This window comes from Bacteroides acidifaciens (assembly GCF_024623065.1).
In the GTDB taxonomy this organism is placed as follows: domain Bacteria; phylum Bacteroidota; class Bacteroidia; order Bacteroidales; family Bacteroidaceae; genus Bacteroides; species Bacteroides acidifaciens.
Map to the genome: position 1 here is coordinate 11,608 of NZ_JANJZR010000005.1, position 19,106 is coordinate 30,713.

At 44.6% G+C, this 19,106-nt stretch carries 16 protein-coding genes; 6 read left to right on the forward strand and 10 right to left on the reverse strand.

Annotated elements, in window-relative coordinates:
• Positions 1–11 precede the first annotated feature (11 nt).
• Entirely contained in the window at positions 12–2,363 is a 2,352-nt protein-coding gene (gene topA, locus NSB03_RS02215) for a type I DNA topoisomerase (RefSeq protein ID WP_024986342.1), read from the forward strand.
• 68 nt (positions 2,364–2,431) lie between these two features.
• On the opposite strand, the gene argS is transcribed toward topA, so the two are convergent.
• Together argS and NSB03_RS02225 are read right to left on the reverse strand one after the other, a co-directional pair.
• Positions 2,432–4,249, reverse strand: a complete 1,818-nt coding sequence (gene argS / locus NSB03_RS02220; protein ID WP_024986343.1) for an arginine--tRNA ligase — start codon at positions 4,247–4,249, stop codon at positions 2,432–2,434.
• 85 nt (positions 4,250–4,334) lie between these two features.
• Positions 4,335–4,625, reverse strand: coding sequence for an HU family DNA-binding protein (locus NSB03_RS02225; RefSeq protein WP_255202416.1), 291 nt, complete (start codon positions 4,623–4,625; stop codon positions 4,335–4,337).
• Positions 4,626–4,827: 202 nt separating this feature from the next.
• On the opposite strand from NSB03_RS02225, the gene NSB03_RS02230 reads away from it, so the two are divergent.
• The 5 genes from NSB03_RS02230 to secDF all read left to right on the forward strand — a co-directional run bounded on the left by NSB03_RS02230 (position 4,828) and on the right by secDF (position 12,771).
• On the forward strand, positions 4,828–5,502 hold the full coding sequence (locus NSB03_RS02230) for a rhomboid family intramembrane serine protease (RefSeq protein ID WP_024986344.1): 675 nt from the start codon (positions 4,828–4,830) through the stop codon (positions 5,500–5,502).
• A complete protein-coding gene (locus tag NSB03_RS02235) occupies positions 5,483–6,388 on the forward strand; it encodes a rhomboid family protein (protein WP_024986345.1) in 906 nt (301 codons plus the stop codon). Before NSB03_RS02230 ends, NSB03_RS02235 begins: the two co-directional genes overlap by 20 nt.
• Before the next feature lie 4 nt (positions 6,389–6,392).
• A complete protein-coding gene (locus NSB03_RS02240) occupies positions 6,393–7,478 on the forward strand; it encodes an endonuclease/exonuclease/phosphatase family protein (protein ID WP_257466188.1) in 1,086 nt (361 codons plus the stop codon).
• 31 nt (positions 7,479–7,509) lie between these two features.
• Complete coding sequence (locus NSB03_RS02245; RefSeq protein WP_024986346.1) at positions 7,510–9,594, forward strand: M3 family metallopeptidase; 2,085 nt, start codon at positions 7,510–7,512, stop codon at positions 9,592–9,594.
• Between the two features lie 165 nt (positions 9,595–9,759).
• The gene (gene secDF / locus NSB03_RS02250; RefSeq protein ID WP_121765579.1) at positions 9,760–12,771 is read left to right on the forward strand and encodes a protein translocase subunit SecDF; all 3,012 of its coding nucleotides are present in this window, start codon (positions 9,760–9,762) and stop codon (positions 12,769–12,771) included.
• 464 nt (positions 12,772–13,235) lie between these two features.
• Here secDF and NSB03_RS02255 read toward each other — a convergent pair whose 3' ends face one another.
• The 8 genes from NSB03_RS02255 to NSB03_RS02290 all read right to left on the reverse strand — a co-directional run bounded on the left by NSB03_RS02255 (position 13,236) and on the right by NSB03_RS02290 (position 18,980).
• Positions 13,236–13,853 carry a DUF6549 family protein gene (locus tag NSB03_RS02255; protein WP_008642540.1) on the reverse strand — a complete coding sequence of 206 codons (618 nt, stop codon included), beginning with the start codon at positions 13,851–13,853 and terminating at the stop codon, positions 13,236–13,238.
• Entirely contained in the window at positions 13,843–14,439 is a 597-nt protein-coding gene (locus NSB03_RS02260) for an N-acetylmuramoyl-L-alanine amidase (protein WP_005650556.1), read from the reverse strand. Before NSB03_RS02260 ends, NSB03_RS02255 begins: the two co-directional genes overlap by 11 nt.
• Entirely contained in the window at positions 14,436–15,035 is a 600-nt protein-coding gene (locus tag NSB03_RS02265) for a hypothetical protein (protein ID WP_009038912.1), read from the reverse strand. Before NSB03_RS02265 ends, NSB03_RS02260 begins: the two co-directional genes overlap by 4 nt.
• A complete protein-coding gene (locus tag NSB03_RS02270) occupies positions 15,032–15,412 on the reverse strand; it encodes a DUF8468 domain-containing protein (RefSeq protein WP_005650559.1) in 381 nt (126 codons plus the stop codon). The genes NSB03_RS02265 and NSB03_RS02270 overlap by 4 nt, the downstream gene beginning before the upstream one ends.
• Positions 15,409–15,837 carry a hypothetical protein gene (locus NSB03_RS02275; RefSeq protein ID WP_005650561.1) on the reverse strand — a complete coding sequence of 143 codons (429 nt, stop codon included), beginning with the start codon at positions 15,835–15,837 and terminating at the stop codon, positions 15,409–15,411. Before NSB03_RS02275 ends, NSB03_RS02270 begins: the two co-directional genes overlap by 4 nt.
• Positions 15,800–16,987, reverse strand: coding sequence for a reverse transcriptase/maturase family protein (locus tag NSB03_RS02280; protein ID WP_008642534.1), 1,188 nt, complete (start codon positions 16,985–16,987; stop codon positions 15,800–15,802). The genes NSB03_RS02275 and NSB03_RS02280 overlap by 38 nt, the downstream gene beginning before the upstream one ends.
• Before the next feature lie 332 nt (positions 16,988–17,319).
• Positions 17,320–18,681, reverse strand: a complete 1,362-nt coding sequence (locus NSB03_RS02285) for a hypothetical protein (RefSeq protein ID WP_024986347.1) — start codon at positions 18,679–18,681, stop codon at positions 17,320–17,322.
• A gap of 2 nt (positions 18,682–18,683) precedes the next feature.
• Positions 18,684–18,980 (reverse strand): hypothetical protein, encoded by a 297-nt coding sequence (locus NSB03_RS02290; protein WP_024986348.1) that lies wholly within the window; start codon positions 18,978–18,980, stop codon positions 18,684–18,686.
• Positions 18,981–19,106: the final 126 nt, after the last annotated feature.

The following is a 19,106-nucleotide window of genomic DNA, read 5'->3' on the forward strand; positions in this document are numbered from 1 at the left end:
AAGAAAGAATTATGCAGAAAAACCTTGTCATTGTCGAGTCTCCGGCAAAAGCAAAAACGATTGAAAAGTTTCTTGGGAAAGATTTTAAAGTCCTTTCAAGTTACGGACACATACGCGACCTGAAGAAGAAAGACTTCAGCATCGACGTAGAGAAGAATTTTAAGCCCAACTACGAAATTCCGGCAGACAAAAAGGCTTTGGTCAGCACACTGAAAGCAGAAGCGAAAGAGGCGGAAACCGTATGGCTCGCATCCGATGAGGACCGCGAGGGAGAGGCTATCGCCTGGCATCTGTATGAGGTCTTAAAACTGAAACCGGAAAACACAAAACGGATCGTATTCCATGAAATTACGAAAAACGCTATTCTAAAAGCTATTGAACAACCACGCGATATCGACATCAACCTCGTGAATGCACAGCAGGCACGACGTATCCTGGACCGCATCGTAGGTTTCGAGCTGTCTCCCGTACTCTGGAGAAAAGTGAAACCGGCACTTTCGGCAGGACGCGTACAGTCGGTTACCGTCCGCCTGATTGTAGAGCGCGAACGCGAAATTCATGCTTTCAAATCGGAAGCGGCCTACCGGGTGGTCGCCGTTTTCCTGGTGCCCGACACTGACGGAAAACCGGTGGAAATGAAAGCCGAACTAGTGCGCCGTATCAAAACCAAAAAAGAGGCAAAGGCTTTCCTCGAAACTTGCCAGGGAGCTAATTTTGCTATCGAAGATATTACCACCCGTCCGGTAAAGAAAACGCCACCCGCACCGTTCACTACGTCTACATTGCAACAGGAAGCCGCCCGTAAACTGGGATATACCGTAGCACAGACCATGATGCTTGCACAACGTCTGTACGAGTCGGGATTCATCACTTATATGCGTACGGACTCCGTCAACCTGTCGGAATTTGCAACGATAGGCAGCAAAGACGCCATCGTCAAAATGATGGGCGACCGCTATGTGCATCCGCGCCATTTTGAGACAAAGACCAAAGGCGCACAGGAAGCGCATGAGGCTATCCGTCCAACGTATATGGAAAACCAGACCATAGAAGGCTCACCACAGGAAAAGAAACTGTACGAACTGATATGGAAACGTACCATCGCCTCACAGATGGCGGACGCGGAACTGGAAAAGACAACCGCAACCATCACGATAAGTGGCAGCAGCGATGTGTTTACTGCTGTCGGCGAAGTAATCAAGTTCGACGGCTTCTTACGCGTCTACCGTGAATCTTATGACGATGACAGTGAGCAGGAAGATGAAAGCCGCTTGTTGCCCCCTTTGAAAAAGGGACAGAAACTGGAACACGGCCCTATCATCGCCACCGAACGTTTCAGCCAGCGCCCACCACGCTATACGGAAGCCAGCCTGGTACGCAAGTTGGAGGAGTTGGGCATCGGACGTCCGTCTACGTATGCACCTACCATCTCGACCATCCAACAGCGCGAATATGTAGAAAAGGGAAACAAGGACGGAGAAGAACGCAACTTTAATGTGATGATCCTGAAAGACAATCAGATTAAGGACGAGAACCATTCCGAAATCACCGGTGCCGAAAAGTCCAAGCTGTTCCCTACGGATACGGGTATAGTGGTAAACGACTTCCTGACCGAATACTTCCCGGACATTCTGGACTACAACTTTACGGCAAGTGTGGAAAAAGATTTCGACGAGATTGCGGAAGGCGGCGTGCAATGGACTTCCATCATGAAAACTTTCTATGATAAATTCCATCCGGCGGTAGAAAACACATTGGCTATCAAGACAGAACACAAGGTAGGCGAACGCATCTTGGGAGAAGACCCGGAAAGCGGCAAGCCTGTTTCGGTGAAGATTGGGCGTTTCGGTCCTATGGCACAAATCGGTACGGTAGAAGATGAAGAAAAGCCACGGTTTGCCCAATTGAAGAAAGGACAGTCCATAGAAACCATCACTTTGGAAGAAGTTCTCGAATTATTCAAACTTCCCCGTACACTGGGCGAGTATGAAGGAAAGACAGTCAGTGTAGGTATCGGCCGTTTCGGTCCCTATGTTTTGCATAATAAGGTATATGTATCACTACCGAAAACAATGGACCCGATGGTAATCACTTTGGAAGAGGCAGAACAACTGATTCTCGAAAAACGCCAGAAGGAAGCCGAACGCCACATCAAGAAGTTTGAAGAAGAACCGGAGTTGGAAATTCTGAATGGTCGTTACGGACCTTATATTACTTATAAGGGCAATAACTATAAGATTCCTAAAGATATCGTTCCACAGGATTTGAGCCTGCAAAGTTGTTTGGAACTAATCAAGATACAGGACGAAAAAGGGGAAACGTCTTCCTTCAAACGAGGAAAACGGACTGCGAAGAAGAAATAAAAAAATCAGGGTGTCGGTCAACGTGAGACCGGCACCCTGTTTTTTTTCAGATAAATATCCGATTGTTCTTACATTCGTGAAGGAACTTCGATGCCCAACAGGCCCATACCCAAACGAACCACTTTAGCTACATTTGCCGACAGAGCGACACGGAACACTTTCACCGCTTCGTTCTCTTCGCGCAAAATACTGAAGTCGTGGTAGAACTGATTGTATTCTTTCACCAGGTCGTAGGTGTAATTGGCGATGATAGACGGGCTGTAGTCCTCGCCTGCCTGTTTGACAACAGCGGCAAAATCGGCAACCATTTGAATCAGTCCTTCTTCTTTTTCACTCAATTCAATACCGGCAGGAATCTGCTCGGGTATCACGATTCCCGATTCGGCAGCCTTACGAAGTACGGACTGGATACGGGCATAGGTATATTGGATGAACGGTCCTGTGTTGCCGTTGAAGTCAATAGATTCTTTCGGGTTGAACGTCATGTTCTTACGGGCGTCCACTTTCAGGATGAAATACTTCAAAGCACCCAAACCGACGATACGGGCAATATCATCCGCTTCTTCCTGTGTCAAGCCGTCCAGTTTGCCCAGTTCCTGCGAAGTTTCTTTGGCAGTGGTAATCATCTCTTCCATCAGGTCGTCAGCATCCACCACCGTACCTTCACGGGATTTCATCTTACCTTCCGGCAGTTCCACCATTCCGTAAGAGAAATGAACCAGACTCTTGCCCCACTCGAAGCCGAGTTTGTCAAGCAGGATAGAAAGCACCTGGAAATGATAGTTCTGTTCGTTACCCACTACATAAATCATCTTGTCAATGGGATAATCGGCAAAACGGAGTTTAGCTGTGCCAATGTCCTGCGTCATGTAAACAGATGTGCCGTCACCACGGAGAAGCAACTTATGGTCCAGCCCTTCAGCAGTCAGGTCAGCCCACACAGAGCCGTCTTCCTTCTTGAAGAAGAAACCTTTCTCCAGTCCTTCCATCACTTTCTCTTTTCCTTCAAGATAGGTGTTGGATTCATAATATATCTTGTCGAAGCTGACACCCATCTTCTTGTAGGTTTCATCGAAACCGGCATATACCCAGTTGTTCATCATCTCCCACAATCCGCGTACTTCCGGGTCACCTGCTTCCCACTTCACAAGCATTTCACGGGCTTCCTGCATCAATGGGGAAGCAGCTTCCGCTTTCGCCTTCGCCTCTTCATCATTCATTCCCTGTGCTGTATATCCAGCCATCAGTTCCTTAACTTCCGCCTTATAATGCTTATCGAAAGATACATAATAATCACCTACCAGATGGTCGCCTTTCTTGCCGGAAGTCTCGGGAGTTTCACCGTTGCCGTATTTCTTCCATGCCAACATGGATTTACAGATATGGATGCCACGGTCGTTAACGATATTGGTCTTTACCACCTTGTTGCCGTTTGCAGCCACAATGTTAGCCAATGCGTTACCCAAAAGGTTGTTACGCACGTGTCCCAAGTGAAGCGGCTTGTTCGTATTCGGAGAAGAATATTCAATCATCACCAACGGCGAAGTTTCGGTAGCTTTTACCAGACCATATTGTTCGTCAGCCTGAATCTCATTCAGCAACTGAATCCACGTAGCTGATGCGATAGTCAGGTTCAGAAACCCTTTTATCACGTTAAAGGCAGCCACTGCCGGTTCGTTAGCCTTCAGATATTCGCCAATTTCCTGCGCCGTCTGTTCCGGGCCTTTTCTCGACATTTTCAGAAAAGGGAACACAACCAGCGTCAGATGTCCTTCAAATTCTTTTTTGGTCTTTTGGATTTGCACCATCTTTTCAGGGACTTCCTGACCGTAGAGTGCCTTCAGTCCGCTAATGACGGACGCTACAATTTTATCTTCTATCTTCATAATCAAGTTGTTTCTTGCGCGCAAAGATACAAAAAAAAGGAGACGCATCACGTCTCCTCTTTCCAAATTCTTTCAACTATATGTCTTATTCAACAGCTGCAGACAATTCAGCACCAGCTTTAAACTTAGCTACTTTCTTTGCAGGAATAGTAATAGTTGCCTTTGTTGAAGGGTTAATACCAGTTCTTTCAGCCCTTTCGCTTACAGAGAAAGTACCAAAACCAACGAGGGATACTTTTTCGCCAGCTTTCATAGCATTAGTAACTGAAGTGATGAAAGCATCAAGTGCTTTTTTTGCATCGGCTTTGCTCATTTGAGATTCAGCAGCCATTGCGCTGATAAGTTCAGACTTATTCATAATACGTGAATGATTAATTAATATATATGTTACACAAAAGATTATCTTTCAAGGAATTGATTTCACAAATATAACCGAACAAAACAACATATCAAATAAAAACATAAAAAAAACGCAGCAAATTATTGAAAAAGAGCTAATAGGAAGTCTTTTTCATGCTTTAAAACAGAATTTATTCGTACTTTTGCGTTTATTATCTAAATATTCAGAAATTAAAATGATGCCAACTGTAACTAAAAACCTGATAATTATCAATGTATTGGTATTTTTCGGTACATTCGTTGCCCAACGATACGGTATAGACTTAACGAACTATCTGGGATTGCATTTTTTCCTTGCAAGCGATTTCAATCCGGCACAACTTATCACTTATATGTTCATGCACGGCGGATTCAGCCACATTTTCTTCAATATGTTCGCCGTTTTCATGTTCGGTTCGATTCTCGAACAAACTTGGGGACCGAAACGTTTTCTGTTTTACTATATCCTTTGCGGCATCGGTGCAGGGCTTATTCAGGAAGGAGTGCAGTATATCCAGTATGTGACGGAACTGAGCCATTACGCACAAGTAAACATAGGTACGGGAATCATCCCCATGGAAGAATTTCTGAATATGATGACTACCGTAGGTGCTTCGGGAGCGGTCTACGCCATTTTGCTGGCATTCGGTATGTTGTTTCCCGACAACCGCCTGTTCGTCTTCCCGCTACCCTTCCCTATCAAAGCGAAATTCTTTGTTATCGGATATGCCGCAATCGAATTATGGGCGGGACTAGCCGATAGTGCCGGAGACAATATCGCTCACTTCGCCCACCTGGGGGGAATGTTGTTCGGACTGATTCTGATTTTATATTGGAGAAAAAAAAACAATAACAATGAGACATATTATAGCTGATTTAAAAGAAACGTTCAGAAGAGGAAACATTTTTATCCAGCTGATTTATATTAACGTCGGTATTTTTATTATCGGCACACTGGTTAATGTTTTCCTGCAACTATTCAATTTCAATATCCTTGATATATTCAGTATTTTTTCCCTGCCGGCATCGTTTATCGGCTTTATCCATCAGCCGTGGTCACTGTTCACCTATATGTTCATGCATGCAGGCATCCTACATATCCTGTTCAATATGCTATGGCTGTACTGGTTCGGAAGTCTGTTTCTCTACTTCTTTTCGGCAAAGCATCTGAGAGGTTTGTATGTATTGGGCGGTATCTGCGGCGGTTTATTATATATGGTCGCCTACAATGCATTTCCTTTATTCAGTTCGCAGGTGGCGGGCTCCACACTAGTAGGTGCATCGGCATCCGTACTGGCTATCGTAGCAGCAACGGCATACCGTGAACCAAACTACCGGGTACAACTCTTCCTGTTCGGCGCTATCCGACTCAAATACCTGGCGTTAATCGTTATCGGCATTGATGTATTATCCATCACCTCCAGCAACGCAGGCGGACATATCGCCCATTTAGGCGGTGCGCTCGCCGGACTTTGGTTTGCCGCAAGTCTGAGTAAAGGCGTTGATTTAACTTCTTGGATTAACCGGATTCTGGATGGTTTCATTTTTCTGTTCCAAAAGAAAACATGGAAACGAAAGCCCAAAATGAAAGTACACTACGGCAACAGTGCTACCGGTCGTGAGAAGGATTACGATTACAATGCCCGCAAGAAAGCACAGTCCGACGAAGTAGACCGCATTTTGGAAAAACTGAAAAAGTCCGGTTACGACAGTCTGACTACAGAAGAAAAGAAAAGCTTGTTCGACGCAAGCAAAAGATAAAAGAATGGAACATATAGGCAAAATTGTCGCATTTCTGATACTGGCCATCAACGCTTTCTTTGTGGGAACGTTGATATTAAGTGCGTATAGCCCTTATCTCAGTCCCAAAGCAAACCCGCTTGCTTCCAGTCTCGGACTTGCGTTCCCGATATTTCTGGCTGTCAACTTCCTGTTCCTTATTTTTTGGGCATTTATCAATTACCGCTACGCGTTATTGCCAATCATCGGTTTTCTGGTTTGTATTCCGCAAATTCGGACGTATATCCCTTTCAATTCCACCACCAAAACAATCCCTGAAGGAAGCATCAAACTTCTATCCTACAACGTAATGAGTTTTAATCATATGGAAAAGAAAGACGGGGAAAACCCTATCCTGTCGTATCTGGCAAATAGCAAAGCCGACATTATCTGCCTGCAGGAATATAATACAGCCACCAACAAGCAATTTCTAACGGAGCAGGATGTGAAAGAAGCGCTGAAAGCCTATCCTTACCAGTCTATCCGCCAGCAAGGAAGAGGAGAGGTACAGCTAGCCTGTTTCTCCAAATTTCCCATACTATCCGCACGTCCCATCAGGTACGAAAGCAGTTATAACGGTTCTATGAGATACGTACTGAATGTAAACAACGACACGATTATGTTGATAAACAATCACTTGGAATCCAACAAGCTCACCAAGGAAGACAGAGGAATCTACGAAGACATGATAAAAGACCCGAATGCGCAAAAGGTGAAAACCGGACTTCGGCAACTAGTCAGGAAGCTCGCGGAAGCATCGGCCATCCGTGCGTCACAAGCAGACTCCGTAGCCAACTATGTAGCGGAAAGCAAATATCCGACCATTATTGCGTGCGGTGACTTCAACGAGGGTTCCATCTCGTACACACACCGTATCCTGACCCAAAAGCTGGACGACGCATTTACCCACTCCGGCAAGGGGCTGGGGATTTCCTATAATCAGAACAAGTTCTATTTCCGAATCGACAATATCCTGATAAGCCCCAACCTGAAAGCTTATAATTGCACCGTAGACCAGTCAATCAAAGCTTCCGACCACTACCCTATCTGGTGCTATATCAGCAAGCGATAAGAACTGTGAACTCTAATATAAAACACATATGATGATAAAAAAAACACTAACCATTTTAGCAGTAAGTTGTATGATGTACTCCTGTGCTACGAAAACAGAAAGCAATCCTTTCTTTACAGAGTTTCAAACCCAGTATGGTGTTCCTTCTTTCGACAAGATTAAACTGGAACACTACGAGCCTGCCTTCCTGAAAGGTATCGAGGAGCAGAACCAAAATATAGAAGCTATCATCGAAAGCCCGGAAATCCCGACTTTCGAGAATACAATCGCAGCCCTGGATAACAGCGCGCCTATCCTCGACCGCGTAAGTGCTATCTTCTTCAATATGACAGATGCGGAGACCACCGACGCCCTCACCGAACTTTCCATGAAAATGGCTCCGGTCCTTTCGGAACATGAGGATAATATCTCCCTGAATGAGAAACTGTTCAAGCGTGTGAACAACGTGTACTTGCAGAAAGACTCATTGAACCTGACAACAGAACAGGCACGTTTGCTGGATAAAACCTACAAGAGATTTGTCCGTTCGGGAGCCAACCTCAGCGCAGAGAAACAAGTCCGTCTCCGTGAAATCAACAAGGAACTTTCCACACTCGGCATCACTTTCAGCAACAATGTATTGAACGAGAATAATGCTTTCCAACTCTTCGTTGATAAAGAGGAAGATTTGGTCGGCCTGCCCGAATGGTTCCGCCAAAGCGCAGCCAAAGAAGCAAAAGCAGCCGGACAACCAGGCAAATGGCTGTTTACCCTGCACAATGCCAGTCGTCTGCCTTTCCTGCAATATTCCGAAAGCCGTCCGCTCCGCGAACAAATGTACAAAGCCTACATCAACCGGGGAAACAACGACAATGAAAACGACAATAAAGAGAATATCCGCAAAATCGTTTCTCTCCGTCTGGAAAAAGCCAATTTATTAGGTTTCGACTGCTACGCCAACTTCGTCCTGGACGAAACAATGGCAAAGAACGCCACCAACGTAATGGAACTTTTGAACAACCTCTGGAGCTATGCATTGCCGAAAGCGAAAGCGGAAGCGGAGGAACTTCAAAAATTGATGGACAAAGAAGGCAAAGGCGAAAAACTGGAAGCATGGGACTGGTGGTATTATACCGAGAAACTGCGGAAAGAGAAATACAACCTGTCTGAAGAAGATACAAAACCCTACTTCAAACTGGAGAACGTACGCGAAGGCGCATTTGCGGTAGCCAACAAGCTATACGGCATCACCCTGAGCAAGCTCGAAGGCATCCCAACCTATCATCCTGACGTAGAAGTCTTTGAAGTAAAAGATGCAGACGGTTCACAACTCGGTATCTTCTATGTTGACTACTTCCCGCGTGCCGGCAAAAGCGGCGGTGCATGGATGAGCAACTACCGCGAACAACAGGGGGCAACCCGTCCGCTAGTATGCAACGTCTGCAGCTTCACCAAACCGGTAGGCGACACTCCTTCCCTGCTGACAATGGATGAAGTAGAGACATTGTTCCACGAATTCGGACATGGCCTGCACGGACTGCTGACCAAATGCGAATACAAAGGAACGTCCGGCACAAACGTAGTGCGCGACTTTGTAGAACTTCCTTCACAAATCAACGAGCACTGGGCTACCGAACCGGAAGTACTGAAAATGTATGCCAAACATTATCAGACAGGAGAAGTGATACCCGACGAAATCATCGAAAAGATACTGCAACAGAAGACTTTCAATCAGGGCTTCATGACCACCGAATTGCTGGCTGCCGCCATCCTCGACATGAACTTGCACACCGTAACAGATGTAAAGAATATAGACATGCTTTCTTTCGAAAAAGAAGCCATGGACAAGCTCGGCCTTATCCCCGAAATAGCCCCCCGCTACCGTGTCACTTACTTTAACCACATCATCGGCGGATACGCTGCCGGATACTATAGCTACCTGTGGGCGAATGTATTGGACAACGACGCTTTCGAAGCCTTTAAAGAACACGGAATTTTTGATAAGAACACTGCCGACTTGTTCCGCCACAACGTATTGGAAAAGGGCGACAGCGAAGACCCGATGGTACTTTACAAGAATTTCCGCGGAGCAGAGCCGAGCCTGGAACCGCTACTGAAAAACAGAGGAATGAAATAATTCTGCAAAAAAGCCCTTAAACATCAAATATTTGAGGGCTTCTTACATATAAATGTGAAAAAAAAACTATATTTGCAGCCTTGTATGCGGCAAAAAGCACTTGTGTACGACAGAATTTAACTGAAAATTAAATTAAAAAAGTAATCATCATAAATTAAAAGTAAAATGCAAAACAAAGGATTTGTAAAGGTTTTTGCGGTATTACTCACGCTGGTATGCGTGTTCTACCTCTCCTTCTCCTTCGTAACACGCCATTATACCAACAAGGCGAAAGAAATTGCGAACGGCGACCCGAAAGTGGAACAGGACTACCTCGACTCTCTCTCCAACGAGAAAGTATGGCTGGGTAACTGGACGCTGAAAGATTGTCGTGAGATGGAGATTAGTTTAGGTTTGGACCTGAAAGGTGGTATGAACGTTATCCTTGAAGTTTCCATACCTGATGTTATCAAAGCATTGGCAGACAACAAGCCGGATGAAGCTTTCAACAACGCATTGGCGACAGCTGCAAAACAGGCTGTCAACAGTCAGGATGATGTTATCACCCTATTCATCAGAGAATACCACAAAATTGCTCCGGACGCAAAACTTTCCGAACTCTTCGCAACACAACAGTTGAAAGATAAAGTTAACCAGAAATCAACAGATGCTGAAGTTGAAAAAGTGCTAAGAGCAGAAGTAAAAGCCGCAGTTGAAAACTCATTCAACGTTCTTCGTACCCGTATCGACCGTTTTGGTGTCGTTCAGCCGAACATCCAAAGCCTGGAAGACAAAATGGGTCGCATCATGGTAGAATTGCCGGGTATTAAAGAACCGGAACGCGTGAGAAAACTTCTCCAAGGTTCGGCTAATCTGGAATTTTGGGAAACATATACAGCTAAAGAAATTCTTCCTGCCATGCAATCTGCAGACGCTAAATTGCGTGGTATTTTAACAGAAGGAACAACAGCTGATACAGATACTATTGAAGCAGCCCTTACCGAAGCTACTCCGGTTGAGGAAAAAGCTGTAAGCGCTGCCGACAGCCTTGCAGCCGCCTTGAAAGGTGATGCAGCCGCTGAAGACAAAGCAGCCGTCAACATGGAAGAAATCAAAAAGCAATATCCTCTGTTGTCAATGCTTCAGTTGAATTCCAGCGGACAGGGTCCTGTTATCGGTTATGCCAACTACAAAGACACTGCCGACATCAACAAATACCTGGCGATGCCGGAAGTGAAAGCCGAACTGCCTAAAGACCTTAGTCTGAAATGGGGTGTATCTGCCGCTGACTTTGACAAGAAAAAACAGACATTCGAACTGTATGCCATCAAAGTGACAGAACGCAACGGCAAGGCTCCGTTGGAAGGTGATGTTATCACAGATGCAAAAGACGAATTCAACCAATACAGCAAACCGATAGTTACTATGGCTATGAACAATGACGGTGCACGTCGTTGGGCACAGTTGACCAAACAGAACATCGGCCGCGCTATTGCTATCGTATTGGATAATTATGTATATTCCGCACCGAATGTAAATACAGAAATTACCGGCGGACATTCTGAAATCTCCGGAAACTTCACTCCGGAACAGACCAAAGACTTGGCAAACGTATTGAAATCAGGTAAGATGCCGGCTCCGGCTCACATCGTACAGGAAGATATCGTTGGTCCGTCACTGGGTCAGGAATCTATCAACGCAGGTATTTTCTCATTCGTTGTAGCGCTGATTCTGTTGATGATTTACATGTGCTCCATGTACGGTTTCATCCCGGGTATGGTTGCCAACTGCGCATTAGTCCTCAACTTCTTCTTCACACTGGGTGTCCTTTCATCCTTCCAGGCTGCGTTAACAATGTCCGGTATAGCCGGTATGGTATTGTCACTGGGTATGGCAGTGGATGCGAACGTACTTATCTATGAACGTACAAAAGAAGAGCTTCGTGCAGGCAAGGCAGTGAAGAAAGCACTTGCTGACGGTTATTCCAACGCATTCTCGGCCATCTTCGACTCTAACTTGACATCCATCATCACAGGTATCATCCTATTCAACTTCGGTACTGGTCCGATTCGTGGTTTTGCTACGACATTGATGATCGGTATCTTGATATCCTTCTTTACCGCAGTGTTCATTACTCGTATTGTTTATGAACACTTCATGAACAAAGACAAGTGGTTGAACCTGACATTTACGACCAAGATTTCAAAGAATCTGATGGCCAATACGCATTTCGACTTCATGGGAACCAACAAGAGATCCATGATTATCGTCAGCGCAATTATCATTGTTTGCATCGGTTCATTTGCTATCCGTGGTTTGAGTCAGAGCATCGACTTCACCGGTGGACGTAACTTCAAGGTACAGTTCGAAAACCCGGTTGAACCGGAACAAGTACGCGAACTGATTTCCAGCAAGTTCGGTGATGCTAACGTCAGTGTAATCGCTATCGGTACAGACAAGAAAACAGTACGTATCAGCACAAACTACCGCATCGAAGATGCAGGTAACAATGTGGACTCGGAAATCGAAGCATATCTGTACGAGACATTGAAACCGGTACTGACTCAGAACATTACATTGGAAACTTTCATTGACCGCGACAATCACACAGGTGGTAGTATCGTAAGTTCACAGAAGGTAGGTCCGAGTATCGCAGACGACATCAAGACAGGCGCTATCTACTCTGTAGTATTGGCATTGATTGCAATCGGCTTATACATCTTAATCCGCTTCCGCAACATTGCTTACAGTATCGGTTCTATCGTAGCCTTGACAAGTGACACCATTATGATTATCGGTGCCTACTCACTGTTCTGGGGTATCCTGCCGTTCTCACTGGAAATCGACCAGACATTCATCGGTGCTATCCTGACGGCTATCGGTTACTCTATTAATGACAAGGTGGTAATCTTCGACCGTGTGCGCGAGTTCTTCGGCTTGTACCCGAAACGTGACAAGCGCATGTTGTTCAACGACTCTCTGAACACTACACTGGCTCGTACCATTAATACATCATTGAGTACATTAATCGTATTGCTGTGTATCTTCATCCTCGGTGGTGATTCAATCCGCAGCTTCGCATTCGCAATGATTCTCGGTGTGGTTATCGGTACATTGTCTTCACTGTTCATTGCATCTCCGATTGCATACAACATGATGAAGAACAAGAAAGTCGTAGTACCGGCTACGGAAGAATAACAAACTCCCCAAATAGAAAAGCCTCTTCCGGATATTCGGAAGAGGCTTTTCTATTGATTATTAAAACAAATAGAAGCTATAAGACGTTAATCTTAAAAGAAGCCATTGTAAAACTTAATACAGTATGAAAGCCTACAACACAACTTCCCATAGATTCTTCTTTATAGTAGCCCCGAGGGGAATCGAACCCCTATCTAAAGTTTAGGAAACTTCTAACCCAACTTTGAGTATCAGTCACTTGCGAGACTATTTCAATTTTTCGTAGAACTATAGTAGAACTTTTGCATTTTTGTTGAATACCCCTGCCTCTCCAAAAGAAGAATACAGGGGTACAATGCAACACCGATTTTCAGAATCGGTACTGCAAAGATATGACTTTTATTTCAAAGGACAAAGAAAAACCGGGCGCACTTCACAGCGAACCCGGCTCAGAACAAAAGTTCTACTCTATTACTAACACCTAATCATTTCTTTTTCCGTTTCTTCAATTCTATATATTCCGAATACACTATTTTGGTATGGGGATTGCTACTTACAACTTCTTGCCTAATAGCCTTTGTTCCCCATCGGAAAAACAACCATTGCTTAGGCACTCTATGCACTACTTGAAATAGGGTATCTACAGATTGTATGCGTAAATCCAGTTTCTTATCGGGCATGATTAAGCCATCAACATTTATCCACGGGTCTTTCCATCGTATCGCTTGGACTTTAAGATAGGATGTATCACGGTATATAATGCTATCCTTAACTATGGTTTGTACCTCCACCTCCGTTTTTGTTGCATTCGTGGAAGCCGCTTGTAACCTCTTTACTTTCAAGTCAAGTTCCTTAACGGTATTCGTCAAGTCGGCACAATGCTTTTCCACCTCAGACTTGGATAAAGTCAATGCCTGTACAGAAGCAGCGGATTTTCCGGATTCTGTTTGGTAAAATTCAATTTTCTCCAACAAGGCGGTTTGGTTGCCATCCAATCTTTCCTTTTCTGATTTCAACTTGGAACAATAAGCCCATAGCCCAAAGGTAGCCGCCATCAAAAGCCCACAGAGGGCGATTAATATCAAAAACGCTTTATTTCTCATATTCCTTGATGTATTGGATTATACCCTCTACGTGGGTGTTCACAATGTTTTGTTTCCCCTCCATAGATGTAAGGTAAGCAATATCTTCCTTGTTATCCATGAAGAAATTTTCCGTCAATACAGCCGGGCATTTCGTCTTGGAAAGGATGTAAAAATTTTCCTCCCAATCCGGGTCGCCATCCGAATAGTCACGCCTAATCTTTTGCCCGGTAATAAAGCAAGCGGCAGCATCATACATTCGGTTTGCCAGTTCGTCAGCTTTCGTTTTGCCCTTAGTGGTATAGGCAGACCATCCACGGGCATTCATCCATTCGCCATTCCCGGCAGCATTGCAGTGGATGGAAACAAGCAACACGTTATTAGCTCCATATCGGGCGCAAATCTCGTTCACACGCCTTGCACGTTCAGCCAAAGGCACGTCCAAGTTCTCCTTAACAATGCGTTCCGCTACATAGCCACGTTTAGCCAGTTCACGCACGACTTCATCCGCAATTTCTCTTGTATAGGCATACTCCCTGAAAGTTCCATCCGGGCTGCGTTTACCCGGTGTATTTTCTCCATGCCCATTGTCTATAAGTATCTTCATTCTTGATTCAATTTATGGTAAAAATCTATTTTAATTCTGTCATATACCATTTGTACATTGGTATAAGCTCTGCCATTGTTCACCGTTTCCGCATAAACCTCTGACAACACACATTGCTCTACCCATTCAATCCATTCGGGCGAAGTGTAGCTTGACAATCGTTTCCCTCGATACGAATGTGCATCAAATCGGCTGTTTCTGTCCTCGTGCATATTCATAATCAAGGTGTGTACTTTCGCTTTCGTGGCTTCACGGTCTGCGATGTGGTTTTCTTCACGCACTTTCTTTATTATACGGCAAACCCTCTCAACGGCAAGGTCAAAGTAAATGCTTGATATGTTTTTTATCCGCAACTGCGTTTCGGGTCTTAACCCCTCTGCAATGTCAGTGAGCATATCATTTTGGGTTTTGGTTTCCGTCAGAAGTTCGGCTACCATAGACTGATTGCTTTTAATCATGTCGTTAATGATAGACTTGAACCACTTGAAACAAGCTACCATAAGTGCAGCCGCCAAACAGAGAAACACAGCGCACACTATCACCATAAAGCCAAAATCGCTTATGCCTTGTGCTACTTTCAAACTTTCTTCCATCATCGGTTTTTCTTATACTTGTTTCGCTTGTAATACTCAAAGTTATCCCTATCCTCCTGCGTGATTGGAGTATTCGGTGGAAAGAACTTAAACCCGTACATCGTTCCATAGCGTACCACTTTGATTACGGCACGAAATGGATATTTGCGCTTCGGGTCTAAAACAACATCTTTCAACTTCTTACTATCAGTATAGAAAGCGGATGCACCGATACCCTCGCCATAGGCGATTAGTGTTCTCGTTCCGTTCTCTGTCTGTCTTTCCTTACATCCCGTAAACACCGTGACCTCATTAATCACGGCATCTACTGAGGTGTATTCACAATCGAAAATATCTTCATTCAAGGATTCTGTTTCCTCAAAGTCCATTACCTCGTTCATAAGTCCATCGGTATATTATAGGTTTCACAATCGGCATCCACCATTTCACGGATAGCCAAACGGTCTTTCAAAAAGTTCTCATAGGGGGATTTCGCACTTTCGGCAAGCAATCCCAGCATGGCAGACTGATATTCGTTTACCAGCTTACTTTCTGTCTTAGCCGGGTATCTTGCAGTAAGCAACGTGCTGAAAATATTATCAGCCGTTTTTGGATATTCCACCCTCACGCTGTCATATTGGAACATCGTGCCTGTGGCACGTTCCGCATCAGTCGTAATCTCAATGCCACCCTCTTTGTCTGCAATAACCTTAACCTCTTTGATGTTATGGTTATAAAGGAACGTTCCCTGCCCGTTATTAAGAGAATCTATCACCTCCGGCTTAGTCTTAGCCAGCAGCCCTGTAGTCAAAACATTTGCTTCCATCGTTCAAACAATTATTAAAAATGAATTTACTGTGTTCCTCCGAGCATCTGATTATCCAGCCATATTCAGATGGGAAGAAGTGTTTAATATCCGTTTCATCTTTGATTTCGTATTTATTGATGGTGCGGTGGAATTTCTTATAAAACCTTTTCAGAATACCGCTTCTTAGCAATATGCCGTAATGGTTTTGTTTGAATCCCACATAATCAATGCTACGAGCATCAACCGGGAATATCTGCCAGTTGCTTTTAATCTCTACTTTCAATTCGCCACCCAAGTAAAGCCCCATCATGTCGAGTACGAAATGCAGTGCCTCTTTGTCAGCGCATAGTATCACCATATCATCCATATAGCGATAGTAGTAGATTTTCACCCCAAAACGCTTCATCACTATCTTAGCCAGTTCTTCTTTAACCCAATGGTCGAAATATGCTAAATAGAGATTAGCCAAATATTGACTTGTGAAATTGCCTATTGGCAGCCCCTTGTCTTTACCGTTACTATCTATTATCTTATCCAACAGCCTTAACAGTTGTTCATCCGCTATAGTGTAGCGGATTATCCTTTTCAATGCTGCGTGGTCTATGTTATCATAGAACTTCTTGATGTCAATCTTCAAACAGAACCTTGTACCTTTTCTGTCTATGATTAAAGCCGTATGCACATCCTCCATACATTTATGAATACCACGCCCTTTGATACAAGCGTATGTATTCGCAATGAAGAAGTTAGTCCAGTAACGCCCCAACACATTGATAATGCAATGGTGTACTATCCTGTCCGGGAAGAACGGGGCAATCATAATCACCCTTTCTTTCGGCTCATATATAACCTTAATCCGATATTCACCGGGGGTATAAGTTTCATTGCGCAAGTCCCAGTACAAGCTATCCAAATTCTCCAAAATGTTCTCATTGAACTTGGATATTTCGGTACGCTCTCCTTTGCCTTGCTGTGCCTTATATTGCGCCCGTATGAGGTTGGAGCATTCATATATCAGGTGATAAACATTCTTAATTTTCTTAGCTTGGGAAATGAATATCTTTCCTGTATCACCGACATATAAACCGCAATCCTCAAAATCCGAGTATTGATTAAAGCAGGTATCAGCCGTATAACATAACCCGTATTCAGTCTTTACTACACCCATTTGTGCCGTTGTTCTAAAACAGAGCTTTCAATTACTTACTTGCACCGTCCTAATCCATATTATTTTACCAACTATCAGACGTGCCGATAGTCCCTGTGAGGTAAGGGCGTGGCAGCAACAGTTATAAGTTGAAACCACGGTAAAAGCGGAACCCAATGTTCGCATTCGCATTCGAGGAACGATTATTCGCATTCAGATAACCGAAACCCGCATTCGCACCATTATTCGCATTAGCAGACAAAAGGGCACCAGCCGCCACAACCCTGTTATGTTTTTATTTTTTTCAATCCAACGCCATTTTCGTTGCTCCGTTCACCGAGTTTTGCAGTCCGTCAAAAACGGCACAAGCGGAACCCAACGTACGCAAGCGCAACCGAGGAACGATTACCCGCAGACAGATAACCGAAACCCGCACTCGCACCATGAAGCGCACGAGCAGACAAAAGGGCACCATACCAGCCTACAGCAGACCACGTACTACCACCTGTGGGAGTCCAATAGTAATCGCAATACCCTTTATTACTTGAACCTCCTACTTTTTCGGCAAAGGAATAACCTTTAGTGGAATGAGCCATAGAAAGCACATAGCCCTCAGTTCGTGGAAGCTCCGTAATGGCTTCATATCCGATAGGTACGGTAGTAGCACTATCTGAATGAGAGGTGAATTTTGTCGGGTCTTCGCATACATAGGCAATAGACACATCCGCTTTATGCCAAATTAGTACATCATCAGCAAGCATCCACAAGTATTCATAAGGAGTTTCCAAGCCACGGTAAGAGGTTACTTGTACCACCTTATCGCCACCAGTCCATCCCTTGATGGTGTAGGACACCTTACCCGTGTTGTTTCCCAGCGTTGCAGTAACACCGCAAGGCACAAAGGGTCTGTAACCTCCCCATGTATTCCACTCCGTACCATTAACAACCGGACCACTCCCTAAGCCTCCTTGATGGAATCCGTCAGCAGTCAGCGTTTCGGTGTAAGCATCTTGGCAGTGCAATGAGGCATATTCCACACGTTGCAACCAAGCAATTTCATTGTACACCCTGTACGCCCCGTGGTGTGTTCCGTTCTTGCAAAGAGGACGAACACCAGCCTTTGAAATGGAAGTACGAGGCATACCCAACATGGAGTTGTAAGTACCATCCTTAGCGGCATCACCAGCACCCGAACCACCTCTGAATTGTGCGGCATTCGCTTTGAGTATAACAAATCCGTCTGAATCCCTTGCAATTTCATCGCCATTCCAAGTGAGCCAACATCCCGAAACGGCTACAGAGTTGGTAATATCCACCGTTGCATACCACGGGCTTACCGTCTTTCGTTCCATCTTGATAAAGCCGGGCAACGGATATTCGGAATAGGCACGAATCCATTTCGTCCCCTCTATCTCCAACTTGAAGTAATATTCCGGCTTTTCAAGCATTACATTACCGTCCGTGCTGTCAATCACAGCCGTTGCACCCGAATCCTTTTTACGGCTGTCATTTTGGTTAAGGTAATACTTAACCGAGCCGTCAGGGTTTTCCACAAAGCGTTTCAGCTTCGCTTGAATGGGTAATGTACGGTGCAAATCCAAATTACCCACACGCTTTAGTTTGTAGTCCTGTGAGTTGAAATCACCTTGCACCCCATACCATTGGTCGTAAGGATATTGCGGTTTCGTGTTTCCGCTTCCCAATAATAATCCCATAGCTATAAGTTATTTAATGTTTCACCAGCACCCCAATACACATCATATACCGAAAGGTCGATACCGTTTGGGGATATTACGGTTATCGCTCCGGGCGTCCAATCCCCGATAGGTACGGGGAACATACTAAATTCCTTATCACAAATGAGCTTGCATTTAAGCAGCGTACTTGTTTCCATCGTAACCTCTTTAGGTCGTACAAAGATGGTAAACGGAACACCACCCAAAGCAAAACCATTGGAAAGGTCTGTAACCTTGCCTTTGGAAAGAATCCGCAGGCTATACATTGTTGTTTCCATAATTCACTAAGTAAATCAAGTTTATCTAACTGCAAATATAATCATAAATGTGTTCGCTAAACACATTTTCAGACAAAACTAAACACATGAGGGCTATTTACATCCACCCTTGCCTTTTTTACTTGT